We start from the raw sequence: 22,939 nt of genomic DNA on the forward strand, positions 1-22,939 counted from the left end.
AGACCAGCTGGCCGCCAGCGTTTACCGCGGCGTCGCTGTTTTCAGTTGCCACGGTTTGAAACTCAGCCACAGCAACACCCCAGGTACCTGCAACGCAATCATCACGCCCAGCGACCACTGATAAGCCTCCACCGGATGCCCTTGTCCATTGGCCGGCCACAGGTTCAGGATCTCTCCCATCAACCATTGCAAGGCGAACGCCAGCACGAACACCACCAGGTTGAACGACGAGCTGACCCGCCCGGCCAGTTCAGGCGATACCGACTGAGCCACGATCGCGTAGTTCATGGTGGTGGAGGTGCCGAAGAAGCTGAACCCCATGGCAATCAGCAGCGGCGACACCGGCAGTCCGCTGATCATCAGCGATTGAAACACGATGAAGATCGAAACCCCGGCGCCGCACACCATGATCGGCTGCACACCAAAGCGGCGCAGGTAGTCGGTGATCGAGCCGAAGGCCAGCGAGCCTGCCACCATCGCCACGGTGCCCCAGAGCAAGGTATTGGCCATGCTCGACTCGCTCAGCTGGGCGACATCGCGTAGCCACGGTCCCATCCACAGCGACAGCACCGACATGTAGATCGCATGGGCAAACACCGAATACAACGCCAGTCGCCAGAATACCCACGAGGAGTAAAGCGTCCCCACGGCCTTGGACATTTCGGCCAGAGTGGTGTGTTTGGGTTTGTAAGTGCGCGGCACGCTCAGGTGAATGACCACGCTGACGAACAGAGTCAAGAGCGCCAGAATCAAGAACGCTTCACGCCATGAGATCCACTTGAGCAGTTCATGCAGCGGCGTGGTGGACGCCATGGCGCCCAGGCCGCCTACCGACAACAGGCACGCCGTACTCAGCGGCAGGCGCTCGACCGGCAGCCAGATGGTGCACGCCTTGATCGCACTCATCAGCGAACCGGCAACCCCCAGGCCAATCAGGCCGCGACCGATGATCAGACCCAGCTCGGTGTGGGAGACGCTGAAAATCAGCGAGCCCAATACCGCGAACAACAGCATGGGGGCCTGCACGCTGCGCGGACCGTAGCGGTCGAGCATGACGCCGAGCGGAATCTGCGCCGCGGCGAAGGTCAGAAAGTACACGCCGGTCAGCAGGCCCATGCTGCTGGCCGGCAGGTGCAGTTCCTGCTCCAGGTCCACATAGATCAAAGCGTTGACCGTGCGAAACAGGTACGAGACGAAATGGCCGAGGCCAAAGGGAATGAATATGGTCAAAAACAGGTACACAAACGTGTGCTTTATTTCCTGGTCGGCCTTGGCGCAAGAGGCTGTATTTTCTTTACTCATGTCGCAAGAGCCTCGCATGTGGAAAAGGTTGTGCGTATTTCACAGCAGAAACGTCCCCGTGCCTCTTCAAGCCAAAGTTCATCGGGGCACGGTCGCATTTCCGAGAACTTGACGTGGCCAGCGTTCTTCAGTGCATTGCTGATGCCGTCGAAGGACAAAGGGTTGTCGAAGTCGAGGAACAGCGGTTTGGGTTCGGTATCGATCTTGACGAAGGCATAGCGGGGCAAACCGTGAGCGTCAGCCCAGGCACGCCATTGTAGGGTGTATTCAAGCTCGTCGATCGAGCCCTTCGGTTCCGGCAGGCGATCGCGGGCAAATAGCCAGGAAGCGCGCTTGTAGAGGGTCCGGCCCAACCAGATACGGCGGTGATCGTGTTTGGCCACGGCGCTGCCGGCCAGGGCGAAGCCCAGCCGATGCAAGGGCGTGGAATACACGCACAGCAAGTCTTCGCTGAACTGACCCAGGGCGTCGACCACTTGCAGGCGACCGTTCACCCGCAGCACTTTTGCCCTGCCGGCGGCAAACTGCTGGTGCGCTGCGACACAACCGCCGCCAGACGGCAGCACCAATTGCAGGTAGGAGGGCTGCAAGGGCCAGTCGATGTGGGAGCGCTGATAGCTCTCCGGCGAGTCAGCCAGTACCAGGCGAGGGCGTTGGAAAATCGCCTCCACCTGTTGGTTTATCTGCGTATTGAAGGGGCCGAACGGGGCGGCAACGGGCTGGCTCAGCGTATGAACTGCCGGGTGCACTTCACCGACGATGATTTCGTAGTCGCCGCGATTGAAGGCCTCGACCGACGCGCTGGAGAGCAGGATATCCGGAGAGTGAAAGTCGCTGCCGAACACCTCGAAGCCTTCGACATCCAGACGGGTGTTCAGCAGGCTGATCAGGCGCTCGACGTCCGCAGCACAGAGACGCACTTCGGCATGCTCCGGGAAGTCCTGCAGCAGTTGTGCCCAAGCGGTTTCCAGGCACTGATCGAGGTTGCCGATGATGCGCGCTTCAAGTGCAGGCAACAGAGGGGCAAGGGTGTTGAGCAGGTCGAGAAAATCAACCGGTTTGCCGGGGTTGGCCACCTGGCGCTGCTCCCAGACCTCAATGAAGGCCTGATTGAGCTGGTGCGCGATGGCTTTGATCAGCCACTGATTGATGCGCATCAGCGGCACCAGTTCTTGGTTGACTTGGTCGAGCATGGCTTGCCCAAGGCTGATGTTCATGTTTCTCGAACAATCTTCGTACAGCGGGTAACGGCCGACATACATGGCGCCGGTTTCTCGGCTGAGGTCGACCCCGGCCTCGCCAAGCAGTTGGTTCAAGCGCTCCAGGCATTCGGTCCGACGCATCAGGTCGCCGTGGGCATAGTCACGGCGCAAGCCCTCCAGTGCTTCAAGGCGCGATTGCCAGAGCTGGTTGAACGGGTCGGATACCCCCGCGTTGGCCAAACAGCGTTGCAGCTGCACGATGGGGTGACGCTCACGGGGCGACATTTGCCAGCCTCGGCGCACGATACGTTTGCTCACCAGGTGCTCCAGCAGATCGCGCAATGTGCCAGCCGCCTCTTGCGGACAGTTGTTCAATATCCCCGCATAAGTGGCGGCTCGACCCGGGTGCTCGCTGATGTACTGCAGTACCTGGGCGGTTTGCGGGTTGAGGCGCTGGCTTTTGCCAATCGGCATGAACAGGGTCTGTTCGTGCAGGTAGCAACCGCTATTGAGCTGCAAGGGCATACGGTCGGTGTCTGGGCATTGCTGGTTGATCTGTTCGACCAACCGCTGTACCACCCAATTCTCGAAGAAGGTGTGGCGATCCTTGATCCACGCCGTGTCATCCTGGGTCAGATGCACATTGGCCGTCTGCCGGGTATCGAACCGGCCCCAGGCCAAAGGTCCGAAAAAACTGGAGGTATCGTTCTTGGCGCAGAAACGTTGCGCGTAACTCCAGCCCAAGCGCAGCTTTTGCTTTTTGCGGGTGTCGTTCCTGCTGTGCCGATCCCTGATCAGCTCACGGATGCGTGTCAACGCCGACGGGTTGGAGATGAACAAGGCCTCGGCCACCGCTTCGTCATCCAGGAAGTCGATCAGCCCTTGGCGGGCGCTCTCCAGATAGGCGTCATATTCCCGGGCGGCTTCTTCAGGCGCTGACGTTCGCGCGAGCAAAGCATTCCAGTGTTGCAAAGCCTCACCGAGAGGTTCGCGCAGTACTTCTGGCAGATCGGTGGGTTGCAGGGCCTGGTTCTCGTTGAGTTTGCGGATGAATTTGCGGCAGGCCTGGGGCGAATGCGCGTTGGCTTTTTCAAGTAGCGTCGCCTTCAGCGTCTGCAAGGAGCGGAAGTCTTGCTCGAAGACGCGGCAGGCTGGCAGGTCGGCGAATCGGCCCAGATCCGTCAAGTGATGAATGGGGAAGCCGGTCGAGCGCAGCCAGAAGTACTGTGAGCTTTCCATGGTCTAGGCCGGCATCCTGATGGCGTTGAGTCGATGCAGTTTATCGAGCAGTGCCAAGTCTTCGCCGCTGGGTTGTGCGGCGCTGGAACCCAGTATCTGCATCAAGCTTGCGAGTGACTGTGGTTGCTCCAGGCAGTGATAGAGGTACGCAGCGCGCGGGCTGATCAGGGTGAATTTGTGGCGCGCCTCAGGGGTGGGCAAATACACCAAGATGTGCTCGCTGGCTTCCTCCGGTCTGCTACGCCCGAGCAGGCTTTTATCACGCAACCAGTGCGACAGCGCATAGCGGCTCTGGTAAATGCGTGCGCCGTCGGTGCGTTGATAAGTGCCCGGCACTGCGGCACTGGTTTCCACCAGCCCGATGTAGAGGCGCACAGATTCGCGCTCAAGGCCCATCAGGTCGCGAATCTGCGGGTAGTCGGCGAGTTCCTGGCGCTCGAGCAGAAAGCCCAATGCCGCATCGCAATAGCCATACACTCTTGGCCCGTAGTCGAACCACTCTTGTTGGTGCAGGAATGCCTTGGACAGTGCCGGCAGGTCCAGGTCGATGTTGAGCAGCGCGCGCAGCGTCAATGGCGCGCCGGTTTCCAGCGCATTGATAAAGGAATTGACCAAGCGGAACTGATAGTTTTCGACGAACCATTTCACTCTTTCAAACTGACTGCCATAGGCCTGCAGAATCACCCGCTCGTTATCAGGAAAGTGTTCCAGCCATTGAGTCGCGCCTTGAGCTTCGAACAACTGCTGCTGCAGTGTTTCATCGCGTAGCAGGCGTCGCCACAGCTTCCAGACCTGCTCAGCATCCATGCGTCAGCTCCTGTGCCGTTTTTGTGTAGTGATTCCAGATGTTCTGTGCGCGCCGCACATCGGTGACGATCATGTGTTCGTCGTTGGCGTCCATCACGCGTGTCAGTGCGTGGTGAGCCTGCCCTTGGTATTCGAGGATGATCGCCGAGGGTTGGCAGCGGGACATGAGTTCCTGGTACAGGTCCCAAACAGGTTCGGGCACACACGAATCATGCCAGTCGTGGTAGAGCCCCTCATGCCAGCTGCCACCTGCCAGATGCACAGAGATCACCTTGTCCAACGGCAAGGTGTCGAGGTAGTCGCGCAAGTCGAAGTTTTTCAGGTTCAGGTGGTTGGTGTAGATGTTGTGCAAGTCCAGGTGCAAGAAGGTGCCGGACTGCTGCACGAGACGGGCCAGGAACTCGGCTTCGCGCATTTCTGCACCCGGGCATTGCAAGTAATAGGCGGCGTTTTCATGGGCCAGTGGCATCCCATAATGTGCCTGCAAAGCCTTCGCGCGTTCGGCGCAGCGCATAACCTCTGCATTGGAAAACTGCAGCGGGCTGCTCCAGATATCCAGCCAGGAGTTGTCGCCATAAAAACAATGGTTGGCGACCCATGGGCTGTTCAGCATCTTGGCCAGGGGCACATGGCGTTGCACAGCAGCGGTGTCTTCAAGCGGGCTGAAACCAAAGTCGCAACCGTAGTTGGAATGCGCCAGCAAGGTGAATTTCTCAGCCAGCCGATTGATCATCGCCTGGGCCGCGGGCTTGATGATCTGCGGGCCGTCCATAGGGGCCATGATGTTGTCGAGCAGTATTTCCAGCACATCAACTTCGATGTCCTCAAATGGAAACCAGTCGAGGATCTCGGGGTTGTACTGGATACCCACACCAATCGGTTCGGGCTTAACGAAGTGAGCCATGTGGTTGCCCAGTTTGAGGAAGGGGAGGCTCCCTCGACGTCAAGCCGAGGAAGCTCGAAGCGATCAGGCGAAAACTTTGCTTTCGATGATTTCGATATCGTCGAGATCGAACTCCTCGAACGGTGCATCGGTGGGGGCTTGCGGCGCGACGTCGGCCGGGGCGGTTGTGGTGGTCGCTTCATCCATGGCGGCAATAGCCGGAGTCACTGTAGGTTGAGTCATGACACTGTCCTTATGGGTGGTTGAAAAGGCGAATCAGGGTGGCTGCGATGAAGCTCCAGGCGATGACCCAGCCCAGGCAGGTCAACAGGAATGTGCTCCAGTAGAGCCTGCGCAATGCAGGGGAAAGGCTTTCCTGCGGTGCGCTGCGCCAATGGCGCTTTACATAGTTGAAAGCACGCTGGCGCAGGCGCGGTTGCCCCAGCACTTCGGTAATCGCCAGGTAGGTGTCGCCATTGAAGATCGGCAGCAGGGTGGGGATGAGGGAAATGCACGAAGCCACGATCATCACCACGAAAAGGGCGGGTAAAACCCCTTGGGTGTCACGGAACATCGCCCACAGGGCAATGCCCACTCCCGCATACAGAAGGCTGACCAAGGGGCCTGCCAGAATGGTGATCACCCGTTGGTTCAGCGGTAGCTGCGACCATTGCGTCTGCACCGGACGTACCCAACCGGTGGCGAGCAACAAGTAGATGCCGATCCCGAAATCGTTGACCTTGACCCCGTAGTGACGACAGGCCATCGCGTGCCCCAGTTCGTGCAGGGCGATGGAGGTCAGGATCACCGGGAAGTGCCAGAGCAGCCAGCGGTAACTGTGGATATAGGTGGCGCTGGCATCGGCCATGAAGCTGTCCAAGTGCGCGCCCAGGTACACGAAGCTCAACAGGGACAAGGCCAGCAGCGGCAAAATGAATGCCGCACGGCAGCACCAGGGCGCCAACCGGTAAAGATGATCAAGCAATGGCTGCGGGTTGGTTTTAACCAGGTTAATCAGCAAATGCTCTTTCAGCGGGCCATAGGTTATGCCCGTGGCGGGATCGCGCAGGTCCTTTTTATGATCCGTTTTCTCGCTGCTCAGCAGTTTCAGGTTGAGCAGTTTGCGCTCGAACTGCGCAAGCTTCTCGGGGCTGACCTTGATTCGATGCTGCGCCAGGGCGGCGTCGACAATCGCTTGCAGGTTTCGCTCGCCATCGAAGAGTAAGGCAAGTGAGTACTCGGCCTGGCCCAGTTCAAAACCGATATCACTACGGGGGTCGTAGAGGTTGTAGCGTCGGGTGACCGAATCTGCTGGTGGTGGTGTCACGACCAGATCATCCCTGAAGCAGGAATGGACGCGGGCACTCGACTTTTCGAGGGCATAGGCCGAGGCACTCATGTGCGGGGTCGCATCGAGTGCAGGCTTGGCATGTAGGACTCCTGCAGTGCCTTGCGGCCCTGAGCCTTGATGCTTTCGAGGTGCTCGGTGGCAGGCTGGGCACAGGCTCGCCCCAGTACGAACACCGCCCCCGGTCGGGTCGGCCCGCACACGGGCTCATGGGTGGTCTGGATCGGCTCCCAACCATGCCGGTACATCAGGTGCTCGATACTGCTGGCACTCAAGTAGCGGCGATGGTTATGGGTTAGAAACCCTTGTTTGATGCCATAACCCAACGCGCGACCTTCAATCAGCAGCAATCCGTCCTCGGCACTGGCCTGCCGGCAAAGCTGCATGACCTGGTTGACGTCATGAACATGCTCCAGCGAACCATTGATGATGATCAGGTTGTAATCACCCGTGGGGCTCATGTGTTCGGCGCCCACCAGGTCGATGTCCAGGCCGATATTCTTGCCGTATTCGACGTAGGCCCGGTCGGGGTCATTGCCTCTGACTGTCCAGCCGCGCTTGGCAAAAGGAATCATCAGGCCGCCGGCGGAGCAACCGACGTCAAGCATTTTGCCTTTGGCGGGAAGCACATCTTGCAGGTACTGATACAGGTGTTCGCCGCGGCGTACCTGGTCCAGAAAGAAGGCGCGCTCCGGCTCCGTATTGCCGAACAAACTCAGGCGGTAGAACTTGTCGTAGTAAGCGCTGTAGAAGGCTTCGTCGAAGCGGTATTGCTGGAAAATATGCCCACAATCCTGGCAGCCGAGCACTGGCAATGCCACCGCCTGGTCACCGGGCCCCTGGACACTTTCCAGCAAAACCCGATGATCTTTGGAATTGCAAAGTTCACAATCCATTTTCTGCGCACGAAAGGTTTCAGGCATTTGCAATAGTTGCAAATACTGTTGTTCTATAGTTGTACTCACAATGAAGCCCCATTCACTTAATGCAGAAGAAGCCTTCAAAGCAAATGTATTTGAAAATACTGGTTATATCCTTGAAGCCGGCGCGGGATAACATGTCGATATTGCCGGCCGTGGAAAAAGGCTCAAGTACACCTTTCAAACTTCTGGTCTTCGCCAGGATTTCATCGGCGTTATAACCTTGGTCGCGCTTATAATCGACATACAGGCTGCTGAGAATGTCTTGAAAGCGTGCGTCTGGGCCGCGTACTTTTTCAAACATGATAAAAGCACCGCCCCAGTTCAAGGTTTCGTAGATACGATCGAACAAGGCTTGGCGAATGCGCGGGTGCACGAACTGAATAGTGTAATAAGCAACTATCAGATCACTTTTTTCATAGGGAAAGGTCAGGATGTCGTCGGTAACGAAGCTGACGTTGTGCTGCGGCGACGCGCTCAAGAGCTCATTCGCCTTGCGCGTCATGGCCTCTTCCACATCAATGCCCACCCACTTCACCGAGGCGCAGTGACGCTGTGCAAGTTGTCGCGTGAGGGTGCCGGTGGAACTACCCAGTTCGTAGCAGGTGCTATCACTCTTTACAAAAAAGTCGCTGAGCGACAGCACGATGTTATGCCCGTCCTTATATTTAGGTACGGACTTCGAAACATGGGAGTCAAAGTGTTGCGGGGTACTGCCTCCGAAACTCCATGAGGCATTACTCGACTCTACGCCGTCACCGACGGTTTCGTAGAGAGTGGCAGGCGAGGTAATTAGGGAAGACATGTATGTCACATCCTTGTCCGATACCAATAGGGGTGTACTAGTACAACGAGATTCCTTTCTCTTGGACGGGAGAGTATCCAGTCTTAGTTAACGTGTCATCATTTTTTTTTTGCGAATAATAAAGGTGCGGGCGCACCAAAAAGGTGCGATAAATCGCTGTTGAGAATAGTCCGCAGTACACACCGATTGTTGATGTTCTCGGTACTTGAGGTTGCACTGTTTGAGGCGGTGGATCTTCCATCGCCTTGAAGGCGCATCAAGCCGCCAGGCAGAGGGCTCGGACCGCGCTCGACAGTGATGCGTTGTTTGACATCATCGGCCTGATTTCCGGTATCGATCCTGAGGCCAGGGCTTCTTCATGACCTTTTGGCAGCGTAGGTCTCGCCAGTCAGCAGCAGGACGCCTTCTTTTGAGCTGACGCGGGTGATGCTGTTGATCACGACATTAAGGCCGCTTGAATGCGGGAACAGCGAAAACAACAACTCGAAATACAGGTAGTCCTGCACCAGGCGCGCCGCCAGATCGGGATGGTCTTGCAAGAGCGCCCTGAAGCTTGGGTAGCCCAGCTGTGCAAGCTCCGGAATGTCGACAAAACCCTGGTCGATATCGTCGGTTTTGCATTCGGCGGCAAAGGTGTCGGCGCAGTCAAGAAAGCACTGCGGCAGATCGCCGTGGTGGATGCGCAGTTCATAGGGCGTTGCTGGGATCGTCAGTGCCTCGCCGAAGCCCAGGCTGCGATAGCCGATGGTTTTTGGGTCGATGAGTTGGTCGGCTGAGGTGAACTTCATGGGGATTGGCGTCTGAGTTGGCAGGGGCAGGGCGTCAGTTTGTTTTCGCAGGTTCAAGAGCTAACCTCCTTTCGGTCGTTGCAAGCGCCCGCGGCCGTGGTAGTTCAGGAAGTCCCACATCGGTGCGGTGAGCGTTTCCTGTGAGGCAATGCGCCAGAAGGTTGTTTCCCCCAGCAGCGGTTGCAGGCGATTGATCAGTTCCTGCGCCGCATTGTGGTGCCCGGTGTGCAGCCAGTACCTGAACAGTTGCTGGTTTTCCTGCCTGGGTAATTGCGCCGCCTGGAGCAGTATCAGTGAGTATCGGAAATCAAGGGTCCACAGACGCTTGAGGAAGTCGACCCGCTCGGGGATGGGCAGGCTCACCAGCCATTTTCGCGCCTGATGGTCCACGACAGCTGTGCCGGTTCTATTGGCCAGTTGTTCGGGAGTGAAGTGAGTGTCATCCATGATTTGCAATCGTCAGAGAAGCCGAGAAGGGACTGTACTGTGTCCGATGTGATGCGGTAACACGCGGCGCTATTTCTTTGCATCATCTTCAAGGTAAACCTCGGAGCCTGCGGGTATGGATTCCTTCTTGATCATGCTGGGTAGCGAGAACGGGGTATGACTCAAGGGCTGTGTTTTCTTGACTGAAACAAAAAAATCAATGTGTGTATAAATGTGCTCGCCTTGTGGTGTGCAGATGAGCAACGGGGCCCCGGTTTTGAGTTCGCGCATAAAGGCCTGGGGGACACCAGGAGCGAGCACGCAACCTTGGCCCGTTATGCTGAAGACGTCTTCAACTTCAAAAAGAAATTGCATCGGGTGCGCCTGATCTGGTCATTCTTTCATGTGATCCGACTCTATCTTTTAGTGGCGGCGCTTCCAACTGCTTAATGCGCTACTCAGGTTTGAACTATCTGGATTTGGAGCTTGGAAATGGGGTTCTCCACCACTGTCTGGGAATGGTACGGGCAGGATGAGTACAAGCGGGTGCTGGCGGTGGGCGAGGCGATTGATGCCCTCGGATTCCTGGTATTGGATTCCGGCGCTCAGCAGGCCAGCATTCCCGATTGCGCCGCCTGTGAAGCCTGGTCCATGGCGATGTTGCCATTGGAGGCACTGCTTGCAACGTGCGCGAGCGCTTTGCCGGATGAGGTTCGGGCTGGAGTGCAAAACCTCTGGGAGCAATGCAACGGGTTGTCCGAGGCGGCCTTTCATTGTGGCGATCGGGGGATCTTCGAGCATGGGCAGTGGCAGTTGTTGCGGGAGGCTGCTGGGCAGTTGTTGGGTGTGATGGAAGAGGCGCAGTTGCGCCCCTTTCTGGAGGAACTGATGGTGGATTGTGGACGTGCGGTGCATGGCGTGAAGTCTTGACCCAAGTGTTGGCCTGAAGCTGTTAACGAATGCGGCAAGCTGTGACTGAGTGGAAAGAAACGGATGTTTGACGAGCTGATATTTACCGCTGAAACGCCTGCAAAAGATGATGCCTATGTCGGTGTCGGGGCCTACCTGCCTACTGATCTGGCTTGGCCCTGTTCGCCTGATGGCGTGCCGCTGACACATCTGATGGCCTTTCCTGGACGTTGGTTTTCAGGAGCCTTGATTGATGGGGAGTATTGGGTTTCGGTTTTTATGCCTTATCAGCTGGGTGACGTGGCTCACTATCGAAAGCTGCGCGCCATTGACGGTCGTTCGCAAGCAGTTGTCATGGGCTATGTTCGAGCCGGTTCCGAGCGGAATGAGGCGGCTCAGCCGATTTCAGATCGCGGGACAGTGCGGCTGGGGGTGAACGCCGACGTGGACGATGATGAAAACCTGGCCTCGAAGTTGGATGGCGTGGACGCCTGGCTACAGTCGCCTGTTTTATCGGGGACAGGGCGCAGAAGGATTTCCATTTATGGGGGCGATCTGGATAGAGCGCTGCCTGAGCACAAAGGCGTGCTTTCGGATGGTATGGGGTATCTGTTTCTGGATGAGGACTTTTCAGAGAGGACAGGCGCGGGGATTGGTCGGTTCTTTTTACAGTTGGGGTAGGGCGATAGGGCGCTCTTGAACTGATGCTCAGAAAGGCAGCATGGAAACGCCCTATCACTTGGTCGGAGCTTTGCCTAAGTGTCTGCGGTTCTTGGAGGGACTGTCAGATTTTTTGTGTGCGGGCCGGTAACGGCCTGCCGCTAGGCAGGCCATGCTTTTACCAGGTCGGCCTGATAAATCGATCTCCGTACAAAATCGCAAACTGATTCATCGCACTTTTCCAATCATGCGCCGCTGAGCCCCAGTTCGCTGTGATGTTGCGCAGCCCCAGCCAGATCAGTTTGGTCGCCGCATCATCGTTCGGGAAGTGGCCACGGGTTTTTATGATCTTGCGTAACTGGGCGTTGATGCTCTCGATGGCATTGGTGGTGTAGATCACTTTCCGGATGGCGGGTGGGAAGACAAAGAACGGAATAACTCGATCCCACGCCCGTCGCCAGGCAGCCACCACCGTTGGATATTGCTTACCCCAGGGCCCGTTTTCAAACTCATCCAGCGCCTGTTCAGCAGCTTCGGCGTTAACTGCCTGATAGATCGGCTTGAGGGCCTTGGCCAAGGCTCTACGTTTGTCCCAGGCCGCATAGTCGAGGCTATTGCGGATCAGGTGCACGATGCAGGTCTGCAGCGTTGTGTCCGGGAACACCGCACTGAGCGCCTCTGGCATCCCTTTAAGGCCGTCGGTCACAGCAATCAGCACGTCCTCGACGCCACGGGTCTTGAGGTCGTTGAACACCTTCATCCAGAACTTCGCGCCTTCGGTGTTCTCGATCCAGATGCCCAGAATATCGCGGGTGCCATCGGGCAAAACGCCCAGCGCCAAGTAGACCGCCTTGTTACGAACCAAGCCTTCTTCGCGGATTTTGACTCGCAGCGCATCAAAGAAAATGACCGGATACATCGGCTCCAGCGGGCGCTGCTGCCAGGCACCAATCTCTTCCATGACCTCATCGGTCACGGAGCTGATGAAGTCATGTGATACGTCCGTTCCGTACTGCTCGGAAAGAAAGGCCCGGATCTCCCTAACCGTCATCCCGCGGGCATACATGGCGATGATCTTGTCGTCGAAACCGGTGTAACGGCGCTCGTGCTTGGGAATCAGAATGGGCGAAAAGCTGCCATCCCGGTCACGAGGAATATCAAGCCGTAGCGGGCCATCACCGGTGAGTACCGTCTTAGCGCTCTTGCCATTGCGCAGGTTGGTTTCATCCTCCGGCCGCTGTGCGCCCGGAGGATAGCCCAGGTGATGACCCAGCTCAGCATTCAGGGCTCGCTCAATCAGCGCCTTCTTGAACGCTGCAGAGGCTTCTTCGATGGCTTCTGCGGTCATCAGCGGAGCAGCGGAAAACTGCTCAAGCAGCTCTTTCGGAACCTTTGGTAACTCTCGAAGCGGTTTCTTTTTGGTTGGCATACATGCACCTCTTACTCATGGTATGCCCGAACACAAAATTTCTGACAGTCTCTTCTTGGAAGCTACCCGTTTGGACTCGCCGGTATCGGCACGTTGCTCTGGGCGTAAGTTCCAGGAACTGTTGCGAAGGCGGTAATAAGCTGGCGTGTTCTTGGCCTTCGTCCGAACGGTTTAGAGTGGCGCCGCCTTTCCCGAAGCTGCCGATACGAACGCCCTAGGCGCCATCGAAAATCGCTCTGCCAGCGCCATCTTGTGACTGATGGGGCGATCTCCACTGTAGTGGTCTACTAACTCCGGACACCTTTTTAGGCGAAGATGATCGCCACACAGAGGTGTTCAATGAGCAGACAACGACGTACTTTCACCCCTGCCTTCAAGCGTGAGGCTGCCAGCCTGGTGCTCGACCAAGGCTATAGCTGCCCTGAGGCCGCCAAATCCCTCGATGTAGGTGAGACCGCATTGCGGCGCTGGGTTGCCCAGTTGCAACTGGAACGTGGAGGCGTTACGCCGACTGCCAAGGCGCTTACACCGGAGCAGCAGACGATTCAGGAGCTTCAGGCCCGCATCAACCGGCTGGAGCTTGAGAAAAAAATCTTAAAGGAGGCCACTGCGCTCTTGATGGCCGAGGAACACGGGCGCAGACGTTGAAGTCGATTCGGCAGTTGGCCAAGCACTATCCCGTCCAGCTGTTGTGTTCAGTGTTCGAGCTGCCCCGATCCTGTTATTACGCCCATTTGGCCCGGCGGCGTCGTATCGATGTTCGCCGGGTGAGCCTGCGCAGCCGCATCAACGAACTGTTCAGCCAAAGCCGTAGTTCTGCCGGCAGCCGCAGTATCGTTGCCATGCTTCGCGACGAGGGCGTTGAGGTGGGACGCTTCAAGGTCAGAAGCTTGATGAAGGAACAAGGATTGATCAGCAAGCAGCCCGGTTCTCACGCTTACAAGAAAGCCACGGTTGAACGTCCTGACATTCCCAACCTCCTCGATCGGCAGTTCGCCGTGGCAGCGCCGAACAGGGCCTGGTGCGGCGACATCACCTACATCTGGGCGCAAGGGCGATGGCATTACCTGGCCGTTGTATTGGATTTGTACAGCCGCAGGGTGGTGGGTTGGGCAATGTCTTCCAGGCCTGATGCCGATCTGGTCATCAAGGCGCTCGACAGGGCGTATGAAATGCGTGGCAGACCACGGGGCGTCCTATTTCACAGCGATCAGGGAAGCCAATACGGCAGCCGCAGTTTCCGACGGCGACTGTGGCGCTATCGGATGACTCAAAGCATGAGCAGACGGGGAAACTGCTACGACAACTCGCCAATGGAGCGGCTGTTTCGTAGCCTGAAAACCGAGTGGGTGCCGACGGTGGGCTACATGACGACGGCGTTGGCCGAGCAGGACATCGGCCGATACCTCATGCAGCGATACAACTGGACACGGCCACATCAGTACAACGGCTTCGTGCCGCCAGCGGTTGTTGAGGAAAAACTCAATTCAGTGTCCGGAAATTGTTGACCACTACACCACTGAGTACCTTGGACACCGCTGTTTTATCGCCAATTTCAGGGAGGTCAGAGCCCGTGAGCCCGAGCGTTTCCATTAGATCCTTGATCAACTGCACGGGGGGGCAGGTCGCCTCAAATGCGGCGTTCGATTCGCGAAACTGCTCGGAGTGGCGCTGGTAGGCCAGGATTTCATCCTCGAGTTCGACAAGAACTTTCTCTTCGACCTTGCTCAGTTCGCGCCCGTCAGTGAGTTCATCGAGCAGGTTGGTCGCACGCTCATAGTCGGCGGGAGTCTTGATGCCGTGCACAAACTGCACCACGCAGGCGCTCCAGTACCGCGTGCAGTTCGCCAAGCGTTGCGATCACGGTTTGAAGTTCGTTTCGGGCTTGGCTCATCGTTTACCCCTTGGTTTCTTGCATACCAGGCGTTGGCAAGGTCGTAGTCGGCATGTGTGTAGATGCGTTTGACGTAAAACTTCTGTCAGGTGTAGTTGACGCCGCCGTAACCTCATATCGGTGCCGAGCCGCGTTTACATTCGAGGCTTTCACCTAAGCCACGGATCATCTCCATCAATGCCTTCACCCGCAGCGGCAAATTTCCGGCCGGGTACACCGCGTGCATCTGTGGGCTCTCACCGCTGCTGGAGGTGAGCTTGTACTCAGGACAAACCCGGAGCAGGCGCCCCGTTTCCACTTCGGGCTCCGCCATCCAATCCGCCAAGCGGGCGATCCCGACGCCCGCCAGGGCTGCCTGGAATACCGCCAGACCAGAGCTGAAACGAAATTTTGGGTGAACCCGAAAGCTGATGGCCTGCGTCTCACTGCGAAAATTCCACTCCTTGAGAATCCGCGGCGCCGTATGCAGGATCAGCGAATGCGCCTCCAGTGCCTCGATGGAGTCGGGCATGCCGTTGCGCTCCAGGTAGTCGGGGCTGGCATACAGATAACGTGAGTAACTCCAGAGCGCAACGCCGATCAAGTCGCTGGATTGGGGAAACGCGCCGCGAATCGAGAAGTCCAGCTTGCTCTTGGCCGGGTCGATGATCTCATCGGTGAAAATCACATCGATGTTGACCTCTGGATAACGCTCGCAGTATTGCGCCATCAACCGGGGCAGTACCCCGTGTCCGAGAAACTCGGGGGCGGAAAAGCGGATCCAGCCGGAGGCCAGGCCGCTGAGACCGGCCAGGTCTTCATCCACCTCACGTTGCAGGTCGAGCATTTTGTAGGCGTGGGGCAACAGGCATTCACCCGCTTCGGTCAAGCTCACGGCATTGGACGAGCGATTGAACAACTTGAGCCCCACACTTTCCTCCAGGGCTTGAACGGCACGGGTCAGTGCGCTGGGGGAGCGCCCCAGCGTCCGTGCCGCGGCGACGAAGCTGCGCTTGCGAGCCACGGTCGCGAAGGCTTCAAGTTCCCCCAACATATTCAATGCCACTGTCCACCTCATTGCATTTTTCACAACGCGGCATTGCAACACAAAAAAGGCCCTTCCGTTAACCTTCCCCTGCAACCCACAAGGATGAGGCAAACAGGAGCGCAGGACGTGTCGAAGCTGGATGAAGTAATTGGGAAAGCCGCAGCTTGTGTTGATGAAGTCAGTCATGAATGGTTGGAAAAAAAATCACCGACTTCGCCCCGACGGGAGATACCGCAAATTCATCTGTCGCTCGAAGAACAACGCGCGCTTGGGGCCGGTTTGGCATCACTGGACGTGACCGATAGCGCCTCGGGTATCCGCCACATGCCGGTCCTGGGGCTGTTGCTGGAACGTGCGCTGAGCACCGAGAAAATCCAGCAGCTCCGCGATTTTCCACAGGCCCGTGAAGTGGCGATGATCGTCAGGGGGTTGCCGCTGGACCCGCCACTGCCCGCCACGCCCTATGACCTGGAGCCGGGCATCGAGAACGTGTCGACGCTGGCCGGGGCTATCTTGTCCGTGCTGCAAACTCTGCAAACCCGTCCGCTGGCGTACGAGGGTGAAAGCAACGACAGCGTGTTCCGTCACGTATCGCCCAAGCACAAGCGCGAGACCGAAAAGAGCTCCTATGGCTCGCGCGCGGATCTGGACATGCATGTCGACAACCCGCATCTGCCTTTGACCTGCGAACCCGTCGCGCAATTGTCGGCTTGTCCGGAGTACCTGTCTCTGACCGGCCTGCGTTGCGAGCCCGACGTGCCGACGCGGATCGTCGCCATTGACGAGGTGCTGGCCATTTTGCCGGCCTGCGTCGAAGAAGAATTGTCACGGCCGAACTTTACCGTTCGCCGACCGGCCTCCTTCGGCAAGCAGGGGAATGTGCTGGAAAACGTCCCCTTGCTGTACAGAAGCGCGACCGATCGCCTGTATTGCCGCTACAACAAAGCGAGTGTCGAAGCGACCTGCGCCAATGCGCAGTTTGCCCTCCAACTGTTCGCCGCTGCCGCCAATCATCCCGATGTCGTGCACCACATACTGCTGCAACCAGGGGACATGCTGATCTTCAAGAACCAGCAAACCCTGCATGCCCGGGATGGTTTTACACCCCGCTACGACGGCCTTGATCGCTGGATGTTGCGGGTCTTCGGGGTCAATGACCCGGCACGCGTGGTGCCGCTGGACCCTCATCAACCCTACATAGGAAGAGCCTGATTTCATGGTCGATATTGTCATCCTTTGTGTGTTCGCCTTCGCCGCCGGCCTGATCGACGCGGCGGTGGGCGGCGGTGGACTGATCCAGATTCCCGCGCTATTCAACGTGCTCCCCACCGCTCAACCAGCGGCGCTGCTGGGGACCAATAAGGTCGCGGCCGCCTGCGGCACCGCATTCGCGGCCCGCTCCTTCGTGCGCAAGGTGGTGATCAACTGGGGGCTTGTGATCCCCGCCGCCTGCGCGGCCTTTGTCATGGCCTTCTTCGGAGCCGCCACGGTGTCGTTCGTGCCCCAGTCGATGATTCGGCCGGCGGTGCTGGTGTTGATCGTACTGATGGCGATCTACACCTTCTGGAAAAAAGATTTCGGCGCCCTGCACAAACCCATGCACATCGGTACCAAGGAAAAACTGCTGGCGATTGTCATCGGCGGCGCCATCGGTTTCTACGATGGTCTGTTCGGTCCCGGCACTGGCAGCTTCCTGATCTTCCTGTTTATCCGCTGCTTCGCCTTCGACTTTCTGCATGCCTCGGCATCGGCCAAGCTGGTGAACATCGCGACCAACGTAGCGGCGCTCATGTTCTTCATTCCAACCGGTAACGTGCTCTACCTGATTGCCATCCCCATGGCGGCATTCAACATCCTGGGCGCGCTCACTGGCACCTGGCTGGCCGTTCATAAAGGCGTGCCCTTTGTCCGGGCGCTGTTCCTGGTGTTGCTGGTGATTCTGATCAGCAAACTCTCCTATGACCTGCTCGTGTAAACCAGAGGAAACCTGCATGCATCCCATGTTCGATCGCCTTGTGGCACTGCTCGATGCCCGCTCAGCCTCCTACCGGGTGTTGATGCACGATGCCGAGGGCCAGTCGGCGCGCGTCGCCGAAATCCGCGGCACCGAGCCCGGCCAAGGCGCGAAAGCCATGTTGTGCTCCCTCAAGGGGCAAGCCGGGCCCTATGCCCTGGTGATACTGCCGGGCGACCAGAAGCTGGACATGAAGAAAGTCGGAGCGGCCCTGGGCGGGAAAAAAGCCGAGCTGGTGAAGGCCGAAACCGCCATGGCGCTGACCGGGTGCCGGATCGGCGCCATCCCTCCTTTTGTCTTCGATGAGCGAATTGAATTGATCGTCGATCCGGCCTTGACCACAGGCTACGCAGAAATAGCCTTCAACGCGGGGCGGCTGGACGCGTCGATGGTGCTCGATACGCAGGATTATCTGGCGATTGCCAGCCCTCGATTGCTGGACATCAGCCAGGCCTGAGCCGAGGTTTTCACATGCACCGCAAAAAGCGGCTTTATTGAACCCATGCGCCACCCCTTAGGAAACCCCGGAAGCCCGGGCCAGTATTGAACGCGATCTGAAGCTCAGCGCAGACGCAGTCGTCACGGTCACCGAAACCCACGGGGCTTGTTTACCTATGGCGATTTGCACGTGTGCAGGCCCAGACAAAAACTGGGTCTGCTGACAAAGCGCAAGCCAGTGCTGGCCTTCTATCAGGACGGCATCTACCAGCAGGCTGAAGTCATCAGCGCCAGCGATGTGCCCTGTGTCCACCTGCAAAGTGGCAGAGTCGCAGCCGACACCTTCTCGCTATTCAGTGAACGTTGGACCGCCATGCTGGCGCCAATTGCCGCGGGAGGTGCCTTGGCCCGCGACAAGAAAACCCAGTTCCTGGGCATGCCAGTGCCGCCAAGCACTGAGCGCTTCACGGCTGCGCAAGGCAATTTCATTCAGGTCACCGATCGTACAAAAACATATCCCCGACCCCATAAGAAATGCACCGCGCCGCCCAGCAGCGCGGAGCGCAACGCGTCAGGCTTGCAGTCGCCAGCCGATGACACCCAACAGGTCGCAACTGTCACGCAGCAGAATCGCCGCAGTGTTGGATATTTGTTGCGGATCGGTGTCGTCGGCATTCTTCAGCTCGGTGCGGGAGAGGCTTTCCAGCAGTTGAGTCACTGCCAGTAAACGTGCGGCGCCGTTGGCGTGCAGCACGTCCAAGGGGGCGGTCTTGTCGATAAAGAGGCAGGGAATCAGGCAGTCGATGCCGGTGATGGGGATGTATTGCTGAGTCATGGGAACCTCCGCTTGTGGGTAAGGGAGCTGTCCTGTCGTCGCCAGTCGAATAGGTGGCAGCTATACGCGGGTTCGCGAGCCGACTCATCCCACAATAATCGGCAGATCCGAGGATCTCCCGCGTACAGCCGCCATGAAAGATCGCCGTGAACATAAAGGGTCCTCGGCAAAGCTTGCAAGCGGAAGTGCCTGTGGGTGAGTTGCCAGGTCGCCAAACCCGGTCGCCATTGGGGCGAGTGGGGACTATGGACCTTGGGTCTTGGGGGGACAAGTCAGACACGTCTGCAAGCTTTGTAGGATTGCGGAGGGGGACTTGGCGACCTGTGAGCCGGCCAATTTTGCTCGGGGGTTGGGGTACATATCCGTTGCTGCACTCGAGGTCTTGTAGCTCTCCGTTTGACCCGGCTTTTGCATCTGCGCAAAGATTCGCGTCCCCCTCCCACGGCACAGGCACTGGATCTTGAATCACAAACAACTACTGGGTTATCTGCCGCGTGATCTTGTTGATCCAGTGGTGCATGACGTTGCGCGGCTCACGGCGTGGGTGATGCTGGGCGCGAAAAGAAGTGCGCCTGAGGCACTCGCGGCAGGGGTGCTCGCTCCGCTGCTGTTGCGCTGGAATTGTGTGTTGGACGCGCCGGGGGATGAGGTCAGCGAGCATTACAAGGATCTGGTGCGCCTGACCCTGGCCGTGGTGCTGCACCGTCATGGGTTTCAGGATGACGGTTTGACCAAGGCCGCGCTGCAGGCGATCGATCGGCTCAACGACAAGGTGGTTTTGAGCGACACTTTTTATTGCCATCGCGAGGCGATTAAAGCCTTGGTTGTTTCGCCGCCGATAGCGCTGAGTCGGCGTCCCGCCACCGGCAAGAACCAGACCTTCTGGAGGGCGGGGGATGCGGCTTCGGTGCAGATCGGCGAGTGGTTCTACGCGATTTACGTGCAAAGCATCGTCGGTAATCACGAGGCGCCCATTGTCGAGATTTATGATTTCGCCTCGCGCCAGCGGCCCGGGCCGGAAGACATCCGTGGGTGTCAGGCCAAGGGGCAGCGTTATAACGATGGCGTGGAGCGTATCTCGCTGTATGCGGCTTACGGGCTGCGGGATCTGCCAGACCGGGCGAATCAGTTTCAGGTCATTGCCAGTGGCGTGCCGGCTCCTCGTGTCGATCATTTGCAGCCGGCGATCGGTCTGTACGCGGTCAGCGACCACTTCAGGTTGTTGAAGGACATCCAGGCGGTGTTTGGCCACGCCTGAGGTTTCGCTCTTTGTGGTGTCGCTCCGAGGTCTGTCAGGGCTAGCGTTCTGAAGCTCTGGCGCCCTTAGAACTGCTGCGACCGCTTCGTCGGGGTGCCGCCCAGCTCGTTCGCAGCCTGCGGCAGCGGCTACAAAAAACACCTCGACATTCCCCCTGTAGCCGCTGCCGAGCCTTCGGCGAGGCTGCGCCAAGGTCCGCAGGACCTTGCTTGGCACTCTCCCGCCGTACCTCTAGCACCCTTGAAGTCCCCGCGTCCCCGCAGGCTGTTTGCCGCCTTGTCGGCAGGGCAGCGCTGGTTTGTGAATGAAGCTTTTATGACAAAAGTTCGGTAGCACATGGCCACGCGCGTCTTGGGTATGTAACGCGCTTGAGGGGGCCGCCAGGCCACTTTTTTAAGCCGAGGCGGGACGCCGGGAGTGAGGCTATGGGGACTATGGAACGCTACTCGAAAGTGGGCATGCAGGAGCTGGATCAACGGCTGTCGAAGATCGTCGAGGCCGCGCGCAAGAAGCCGGTGTCGGTCTATCGATACGGGGCGCCGTGGGTCTGGATCGTGTCCCAGGATGATTGGCAGGGCGCGTTGAAGGAGGTGTCGAGCTATATCCCGGCCGGCCATTCGCTGGTGCTGCTGCGTCCGCAGATCGATGAGTTGCTCGATCAGCACGGCGATCTGTTGCAGGGGCTCAACGCTGAGCCGGGTCTGCTGATTGCGCCGCGCACGGTGGTGCACATCCTGCTGTTGCAACTGCTGTATTCGGTGCCCAGTGAGCAGCAGTTGTACGAGCAGCTCAATTACAACCTGTTGTTCCGCTGGTTCGTCGGCCTGGATCTGAATCAGAAGGTCTGGAATTTCGGGGTTCTCAGTCGTGACATCGGCGCGCTGCTGAACGATCCGCGGGCGGTGCGCCTGATCCAGAAAATCATCGGTGAAGTGTTCTGCGGTGCCTTGCTGCAAATGCCCGAGTTCTCGCTGAACTTCGCGCTGTTGCACACCTGGCTGGCCCGCCACGAAAACACCTCGATCAGCAGCAATTGAAGCGGCCAAACGCTGGGCAGACGGCGACGGCAATGCGCGTGGGCGCGCCAATTTTAAGATTTCTAGGGGGCGGTGTGGAGTATCTGGGCAAATCAGGGCGATCCGGCAGTGGCGGGCGCTGGTGGCCGTTGTGCGGTTGGTTGGCGGTGCTGGCGCTGGCGCCGGCGGTGCAGGCCGAGGAGGGCGAGCCGGTGCCGGTCGCAGCCACGGCGGCGCCGCGCTTGGTGGACGTCAACGAATACTTCGTGCGCGGCAATACGGTGCTCGATGCGCGGGCCATCGAGGAGGCGGTGTATCCGTTTCTCGGTCCGCAGAAGGCCTTGGCGGATATCGAAGGCGCCCGGGATGCGCTGCAGAAGGTCTATCAGGAACGCGGCTACCAGTCGGTGTTCGTCGAGCTGCCGGAGCAGAAGGTCGAGGACGGCATCGTTTACCTGCAGGTCAGTGAAACCAAGGTCGGCCGGGTACGGGTGGTGGGCGCCAAGCATTATTCGCCGGTGGAGATTCGCGAAGAGGTGCCGGCGTTGAAAGAGGGCCAGGTGCCGGATTTCGCCACGGTGCAAAAACAACTGGCCGGGCTCAATCGCGGTGCCGGGCGCCAGGTCATGCCGCTGGTGCGTGAAGGCCAGCGCCCGGGGACCATGGACGTGGACCTGCAAGTGGAAGATCAGAACCCCTGGCACGCCAGCGTCGGCCTGAACAACGACTACAGCGCCGACACCGAGAAGCTGCGCAGCGTGGTCAGCGTCGGCTACGACAACCTCTGGCAGTTGGGCCACAGCATTTCCCTGACTTATTTCACCGCGCCCCAGGACACCGACAACGCCAAGGTCTGGTCCGGTTCCTACAGCGCGCCCCTGAGCGAGCGCTGGGCCCTGCAGTTCTCCGGCTACCAGTCCGACAGCAACATCGCCACCATCGGCGGCAGCAACGTGCTGGGCAAGGGCCATTCCTACGGGGTGTCGGCGATCTATAGCTTGCCCGCGGCCGGCAACTGGGCCAACTCGCTGTCGGTGGGGGTGGACTTCAAGGACTTTGACGAAGAGATGCGTTTTGGCCGCAGCAGTGACCAGATCCCGCTCAAGTACGCGCCGCTGACCTTCGGCTACAACGGCTATCGCTATAGCGAACAATCCCAGCTGGGCCTGGGCCTGAACCTGATCATCGGCACCCGGCGCTTCTTCGGCTACGGCAGTGACGCCGAGGAGTTCCACTACAAGCGCGACGAGGCCAGTGCCAGTTTTTCGGTGCTCAAGGGTGACCTGAGTTTCACCTACACCTTCGCCAACGACTGGCAGTCGGCGTCCAAGACCGCCTTCCAGCTGGCCTCGGGGCCCTTGGTGTCCAACGAGCAGTATTCCGCTGGCGGCGCCACCTCGGTGCGCGGCTACCTGGCGGCCGAGCGCACCGGGGATGAGGGCTACCTGTTCTCCCAGGAACTGCGGACGCCGTCGTTGGCCAAGTTCCTTGGCAGCTATGTGCAGGAGTGGCGCTTCTACGCCTTTGCCGAAGGCGCACAGCTGTCCCTGCACGAGCCGCTGCCGGAGCAGGAGGACCAATACAGCCTGGCCAGCGTCGGCCTCGGCACCCGCGCCAGTTTGAGCAAATGGCTGTCCGGCAGCCTCGATTGGGGCTACCCGCTCAAAGACGGCCCCAACACCCAGAAATACGACCCGCGCCTGCACTTCAGCGTGCAAGCGACGTTCTGACTTTTTACG

At 58.6% G+C, this 22,939-nt stretch carries 23 protein-coding genes and 1 pseudogene; 9 read left to right on the forward strand and 15 right to left on the reverse strand.

The features are described from left to right. Positions 1–21 precede the first annotated feature (21 nt). The 11 genes from PLD_RS03830 to PLD_RS03880 all read right to left on the reverse strand — a co-directional run bounded on the left by PLD_RS03830 (position 22) and on the right by PLD_RS03880 (position 10,095). Positions 22–1,302: an MFS transporter gene (locus PLD_RS03830; protein ID WP_159889985.1), complete on the reverse strand. Its 1,281-nt coding sequence runs from the start codon at positions 1,300–1,302 to the stop codon at positions 22–24. Next, positions 1,299–3,743, reverse strand: coding sequence for a lantibiotic dehydratase (locus PLD_RS03835; protein ID WP_159889986.1), 2,445 nt, complete (start codon positions 3,741–3,743; stop codon positions 1,299–1,301). Before PLD_RS03835 ends, PLD_RS03830 begins: the two co-directional genes overlap by 4 nt. Positions 3,744–3,746: 3 nt before the next feature. Then, positions 3,747–4,550, reverse strand: a complete 804-nt coding sequence (locus PLD_RS03840; protein WP_159889988.1) for a hypothetical protein — start codon at positions 4,548–4,550, stop codon at positions 3,747–3,749. After that, positions 4,540–5,454 (reverse strand): DUF692 family multinuclear iron-containing protein, encoded by a 915-nt coding sequence (locus PLD_RS03845; RefSeq protein ID WP_159889990.1) that lies wholly within the window; start codon positions 5,452–5,454, stop codon positions 4,540–4,542. Before PLD_RS03845 ends, PLD_RS03840 begins: the two co-directional genes overlap by 11 nt. Before the next feature lie 63 nt (positions 5,455–5,517). Beyond that, entirely contained in the window at positions 5,518–5,676 is a 159-nt protein-coding gene (locus PLD_RS03850; protein ID WP_159889992.1) for a TglA family RiPP precursor, read from the reverse strand. 10 nt (positions 5,677–5,686) lie between these two features. After that, positions 5,687–6,760 (reverse strand): M50 family metallopeptidase, encoded by a 1,074-nt coding sequence (locus PLD_RS03855; protein ID WP_159889994.1) that lies wholly within the window; start codon positions 6,758–6,760, stop codon positions 5,687–5,689. Between the two features lie 68 nt (positions 6,761–6,828). After that, on the reverse strand, positions 6,829–7,638 hold the full coding sequence (locus PLD_RS03860) for a bifunctional 2-polyprenyl-6-hydroxyphenol methylase/3-demethylubiquinol 3-O-methyltransferase UbiG (protein WP_256674538.1): 810 nt from the start codon (positions 7,636–7,638) through the stop codon (positions 6,829–6,831). Between the two features lie 121 nt (positions 7,639–7,759). Further along, positions 7,760–8,506, reverse strand: a complete 747-nt coding sequence (locus PLD_RS03865) for a methyltransferase domain-containing protein (protein ID WP_102863393.1) — start codon at positions 8,504–8,506, stop codon at positions 7,760–7,762. A 356-nt stretch (positions 8,507–8,862) separates the two neighbouring features. Continuing rightward, positions 8,863–9,294 (reverse strand): hypothetical protein, encoded by a 432-nt coding sequence (locus tag PLD_RS03870; RefSeq protein ID WP_159889998.1) that lies wholly within the window; start codon positions 9,292–9,294, stop codon positions 8,863–8,865. 60 nt (positions 9,295–9,354) lie between these two features. Then, the gene (locus PLD_RS03875; protein ID WP_159890000.1) at positions 9,355–9,741 is read right to left on the reverse strand and encodes a hypothetical protein; all 387 of its coding nucleotides are present in this window, start codon (positions 9,739–9,741) and stop codon (positions 9,355–9,357) included. A 69-nt stretch (positions 9,742–9,810) separates the two neighbouring features. Then, positions 9,811–10,095, reverse strand: coding sequence for a hypothetical protein (locus PLD_RS03880; RefSeq protein ID WP_159890002.1), 285 nt, complete (start codon positions 10,093–10,095; stop codon positions 9,811–9,813). Between the two features lie 117 nt (positions 10,096–10,212). Between PLD_RS03880 and PLD_RS03885 the strand changes: the two genes are divergently transcribed. Both PLD_RS03885 and PLD_RS03890 read left to right on the forward strand, forming a co-directional pair. Further along, the gene (locus PLD_RS03885; RefSeq protein ID WP_159890004.1) at positions 10,213–10,650 is read left to right on the forward strand and encodes a hypothetical protein; all 438 of its coding nucleotides are present in this window, start codon (positions 10,213–10,215) and stop codon (positions 10,648–10,650) included. Positions 10,651–10,713: 63 nt separating this feature from the next. Then, the gene (locus PLD_RS03890; protein ID WP_159890006.1) at positions 10,714–11,310 is read left to right on the forward strand and encodes a hypothetical protein; all 597 of its coding nucleotides are present in this window, start codon (positions 10,714–10,716) and stop codon (positions 11,308–11,310) included. A 157-nt stretch (positions 11,311–11,467) separates the two neighbouring features. On the opposite strand, the gene PLD_RS03895 is transcribed toward PLD_RS03890, so the two are convergent. Then, entirely contained in the window at positions 11,468–12,718 is a 1,251-nt protein-coding gene (locus PLD_RS03895; RefSeq protein ID WP_159890008.1) for an IS256 family transposase, read from the reverse strand. 339 nt (positions 12,719–13,057) lie between these two features. On the opposite strand from PLD_RS03895, the gene PLD_RS03900 reads away from it, so the two are divergent. Further along, a protein-coding gene (locus PLD_RS03900; RefSeq protein WP_159890010.1) for an IS3 family transposase occupies positions 13,058–14,226 on the forward strand; the annotation gives its coding sequence in 2 pieces (ribosomal slippage) (positions 13,058–13,319 and positions 13,319–14,226; 1,170 coding nt in all). Between the two features lie 7 nt (positions 14,227–14,233). Here the strand turns inward: PLD_RS03900 and PLD_RS03905 are convergent. Both PLD_RS03905 and PLD_RS03910 read right to left on the reverse strand, forming a co-directional pair. Next, a pseudogene (locus tag PLD_RS03905) lies at positions 14,234–14,612 on the reverse strand (XRE family transcriptional regulator); the annotation flags it as partial. A 112-nt stretch (positions 14,613–14,724) separates the two neighbouring features. Continuing rightward, the gene (locus tag PLD_RS03910) at positions 14,725–15,657 is read right to left on the reverse strand and encodes a LysR family transcriptional regulator (RefSeq protein WP_159890012.1); all 933 of its coding nucleotides are present in this window, start codon (positions 15,655–15,657) and stop codon (positions 14,725–14,727) included. 108 nt (positions 15,658–15,765) lie between these two features. Here PLD_RS03910 and PLD_RS03915 point away from each other — a divergent pair, with 108 nt between their 5' ends. The 3 genes from PLD_RS03915 to PLD_RS03925 are packed head-to-tail and all read left to right on the forward strand — an operon-like array spanning position 15,766 to position 18,110. After that, the gene (locus tag PLD_RS03915; protein ID WP_159890014.1) at positions 15,766–16,851 is read left to right on the forward strand and encodes a TauD/TfdA family dioxygenase; all 1,086 of its coding nucleotides are present in this window, start codon (positions 15,766–15,768) and stop codon (positions 16,849–16,851) included. 4 nt (positions 16,852–16,855) lie between these two features. Next, complete coding sequence (locus PLD_RS03920; protein WP_159890016.1) at positions 16,856–17,614, forward strand: TSUP family transporter; 759 nt, start codon at positions 16,856–16,858, stop codon at positions 17,612–17,614. 16 nt (positions 17,615–17,630) lie between these two features. Continuing rightward, positions 17,631–18,110 carry a YbaK/prolyl-tRNA synthetase associated domain-containing protein gene (locus PLD_RS03925; RefSeq protein WP_159890018.1) on the forward strand — a complete coding sequence of 160 codons (480 nt, stop codon included), beginning with the start codon at positions 17,631–17,633 and terminating at the stop codon, positions 18,108–18,110. Between the two features lie 552 nt (positions 18,111–18,662). On the opposite strand, the gene PLD_RS03930 is transcribed toward PLD_RS03925, so the two are convergent. Next, complete coding sequence (locus PLD_RS03930) at positions 18,663–18,926, reverse strand: short-chain dehydrogenase (protein ID WP_159890020.1); 264 nt, start codon at positions 18,924–18,926, stop codon at positions 18,663–18,665. A gap of 460 nt (positions 18,927–19,386) precedes the next feature. Here PLD_RS03930 and PLD_RS03935 point away from each other — a divergent pair, with 460 nt between their 5' ends. The 3 genes from PLD_RS03935 to PLD_RS03945 all read left to right on the forward strand — a co-directional run bounded on the left by PLD_RS03935 (position 19,387) and on the right by PLD_RS03945 (position 22,930). Beyond that, positions 19,387–20,184, forward strand: a complete 798-nt coding sequence (locus tag PLD_RS03935) for a hypothetical protein (RefSeq protein ID WP_159890022.1) — start codon at positions 19,387–19,389, stop codon at positions 20,182–20,184. A gap of 434 nt (positions 20,185–20,618) precedes the next feature. After that, entirely contained in the window at positions 20,619–21,221 is a 603-nt protein-coding gene (locus PLD_RS03940) for a transposase (protein ID WP_159890830.1), read from the forward strand. Positions 21,222–21,253: 32 nt separating this feature from the next. Continuing rightward, a complete protein-coding gene (locus PLD_RS03945; protein WP_371928903.1) occupies positions 21,254–22,930 on the forward strand; it encodes a ShlB/FhaC/HecB family hemolysin secretion/activation protein in 1,677 nt (558 codons plus the stop codon). Positions 22,931–22,939: the final 9 nt, after the last annotated feature.

It is taken from the genome of Pseudomonas sp. LD120, from assembly GCF_009861525.1.
Taxonomy (GTDB): domain Bacteria; phylum Pseudomonadota; class Gammaproteobacteria; order Pseudomonadales; family Pseudomonadaceae; genus Aquipseudomonas.

Bases quoted from the DNA above. Each gene is read 5' to 3' on its own strand.
- PLD_RS03830 (WP_159889985.1), bottom strand. From the start codon at position 1,302: ATGAGTAAAGAAAATACAGCCTCTTGCGCCAAGGCCGACCAGGAAATA.
- PLD_RS03835 (WP_159889986.1), bottom strand. From the start codon at position 3,743: ATGGAAAGCTCACAGTACTTCTGGCTGCGCTCGACCGGCTTCCCCATT.
- PLD_RS03840 (WP_159889988.1), bottom strand. From the start codon at position 4,550: ATGGATGCTGAGCAGGTCTGGAAGCTGTGGCGACGCCTGCTACGCGAT.
- PLD_RS03845 (WP_159889990.1), bottom strand. From the start codon at position 5,454: ATGGCTCACTTCGTTAAGCCCGAACCGATTGGTGTGGGTATCCAGTAC.
- PLD_RS03850 (WP_159889992.1), bottom strand. From the start codon at position 5,676: ATGACTCAACCTACAGTGACTCCGGCTATTGCCGCCATGGATGAAGCG.
- PLD_RS03865 (WP_102863393.1), bottom strand. From the start codon at position 8,506: ATGTCTTCCCTAATTACCTCGCCTGCCACTCTCTACGAAACCGTCGGT.
- PLD_RS03870 (WP_159889998.1), bottom strand. From the start codon at position 9,294: ATGAAGTTCACCTCAGCCGACCAACTCATCGACCCAAAAACCATCGGC.
- PLD_RS03875 (WP_159890000.1), bottom strand. From the start codon at position 9,741: ATGGATGACACTCACTTCACTCCCGAACAACTGGCCAATAGAACCGGC.
- PLD_RS03880 (WP_159890002.1), bottom strand. From the start codon at position 10,095: ATGCAATTTCTTTTTGAAGTTGAAGACGTCTTCAGCATAACGGGCCAA.
- PLD_RS03885 (WP_159890004.1), top strand. From the start codon at position 10,213: ATGGGGTTCTCCACCACTGTCTGGGAATGGTACGGGCAGGATGAGTAC.
- PLD_RS03890 (WP_159890006.1), top strand. From the start codon at position 10,714: ATGTTTGACGAGCTGATATTTACCGCTGAAACGCCTGCAAAAGATGAT.
- PLD_RS03895 (WP_159890008.1), bottom strand. From the start codon at position 12,718: ATGCCAACCAAAAAGAAACCGCTTCGAGAGTTACCAAAGGTTCCGAAA.
- PLD_RS03920 (WP_159890016.1), top strand. From the start codon at position 16,856: ATGGTCGATATTGTCATCCTTTGTGTGTTCGCCTTCGCCGCCGGCCTG.
- PLD_RS03925 (WP_159890018.1), top strand. From the start codon at position 17,631: ATGCATCCCATGTTCGATCGCCTTGTGGCACTGCTCGATGCCCGCTCA.
- PLD_RS03930 (WP_159890020.1), bottom strand. From the start codon at position 18,926: ATGACTCAGCAATACATCCCCATCACCGGCATCGACTGCCTGATTCCC.
- PLD_RS03940 (WP_159890830.1), top strand. From the start codon at position 20,619: ATGGAACGCTACTCGAAAGTGGGCATGCAGGAGCTGGATCAACGGCTG.
- PLD_RS03945 (WP_371928903.1), top strand. From the start codon at position 21,254: ATGCGCGTGGGCGCGCCAATTTTAAGATTTCTAGGGGGCGGTGTGGAG.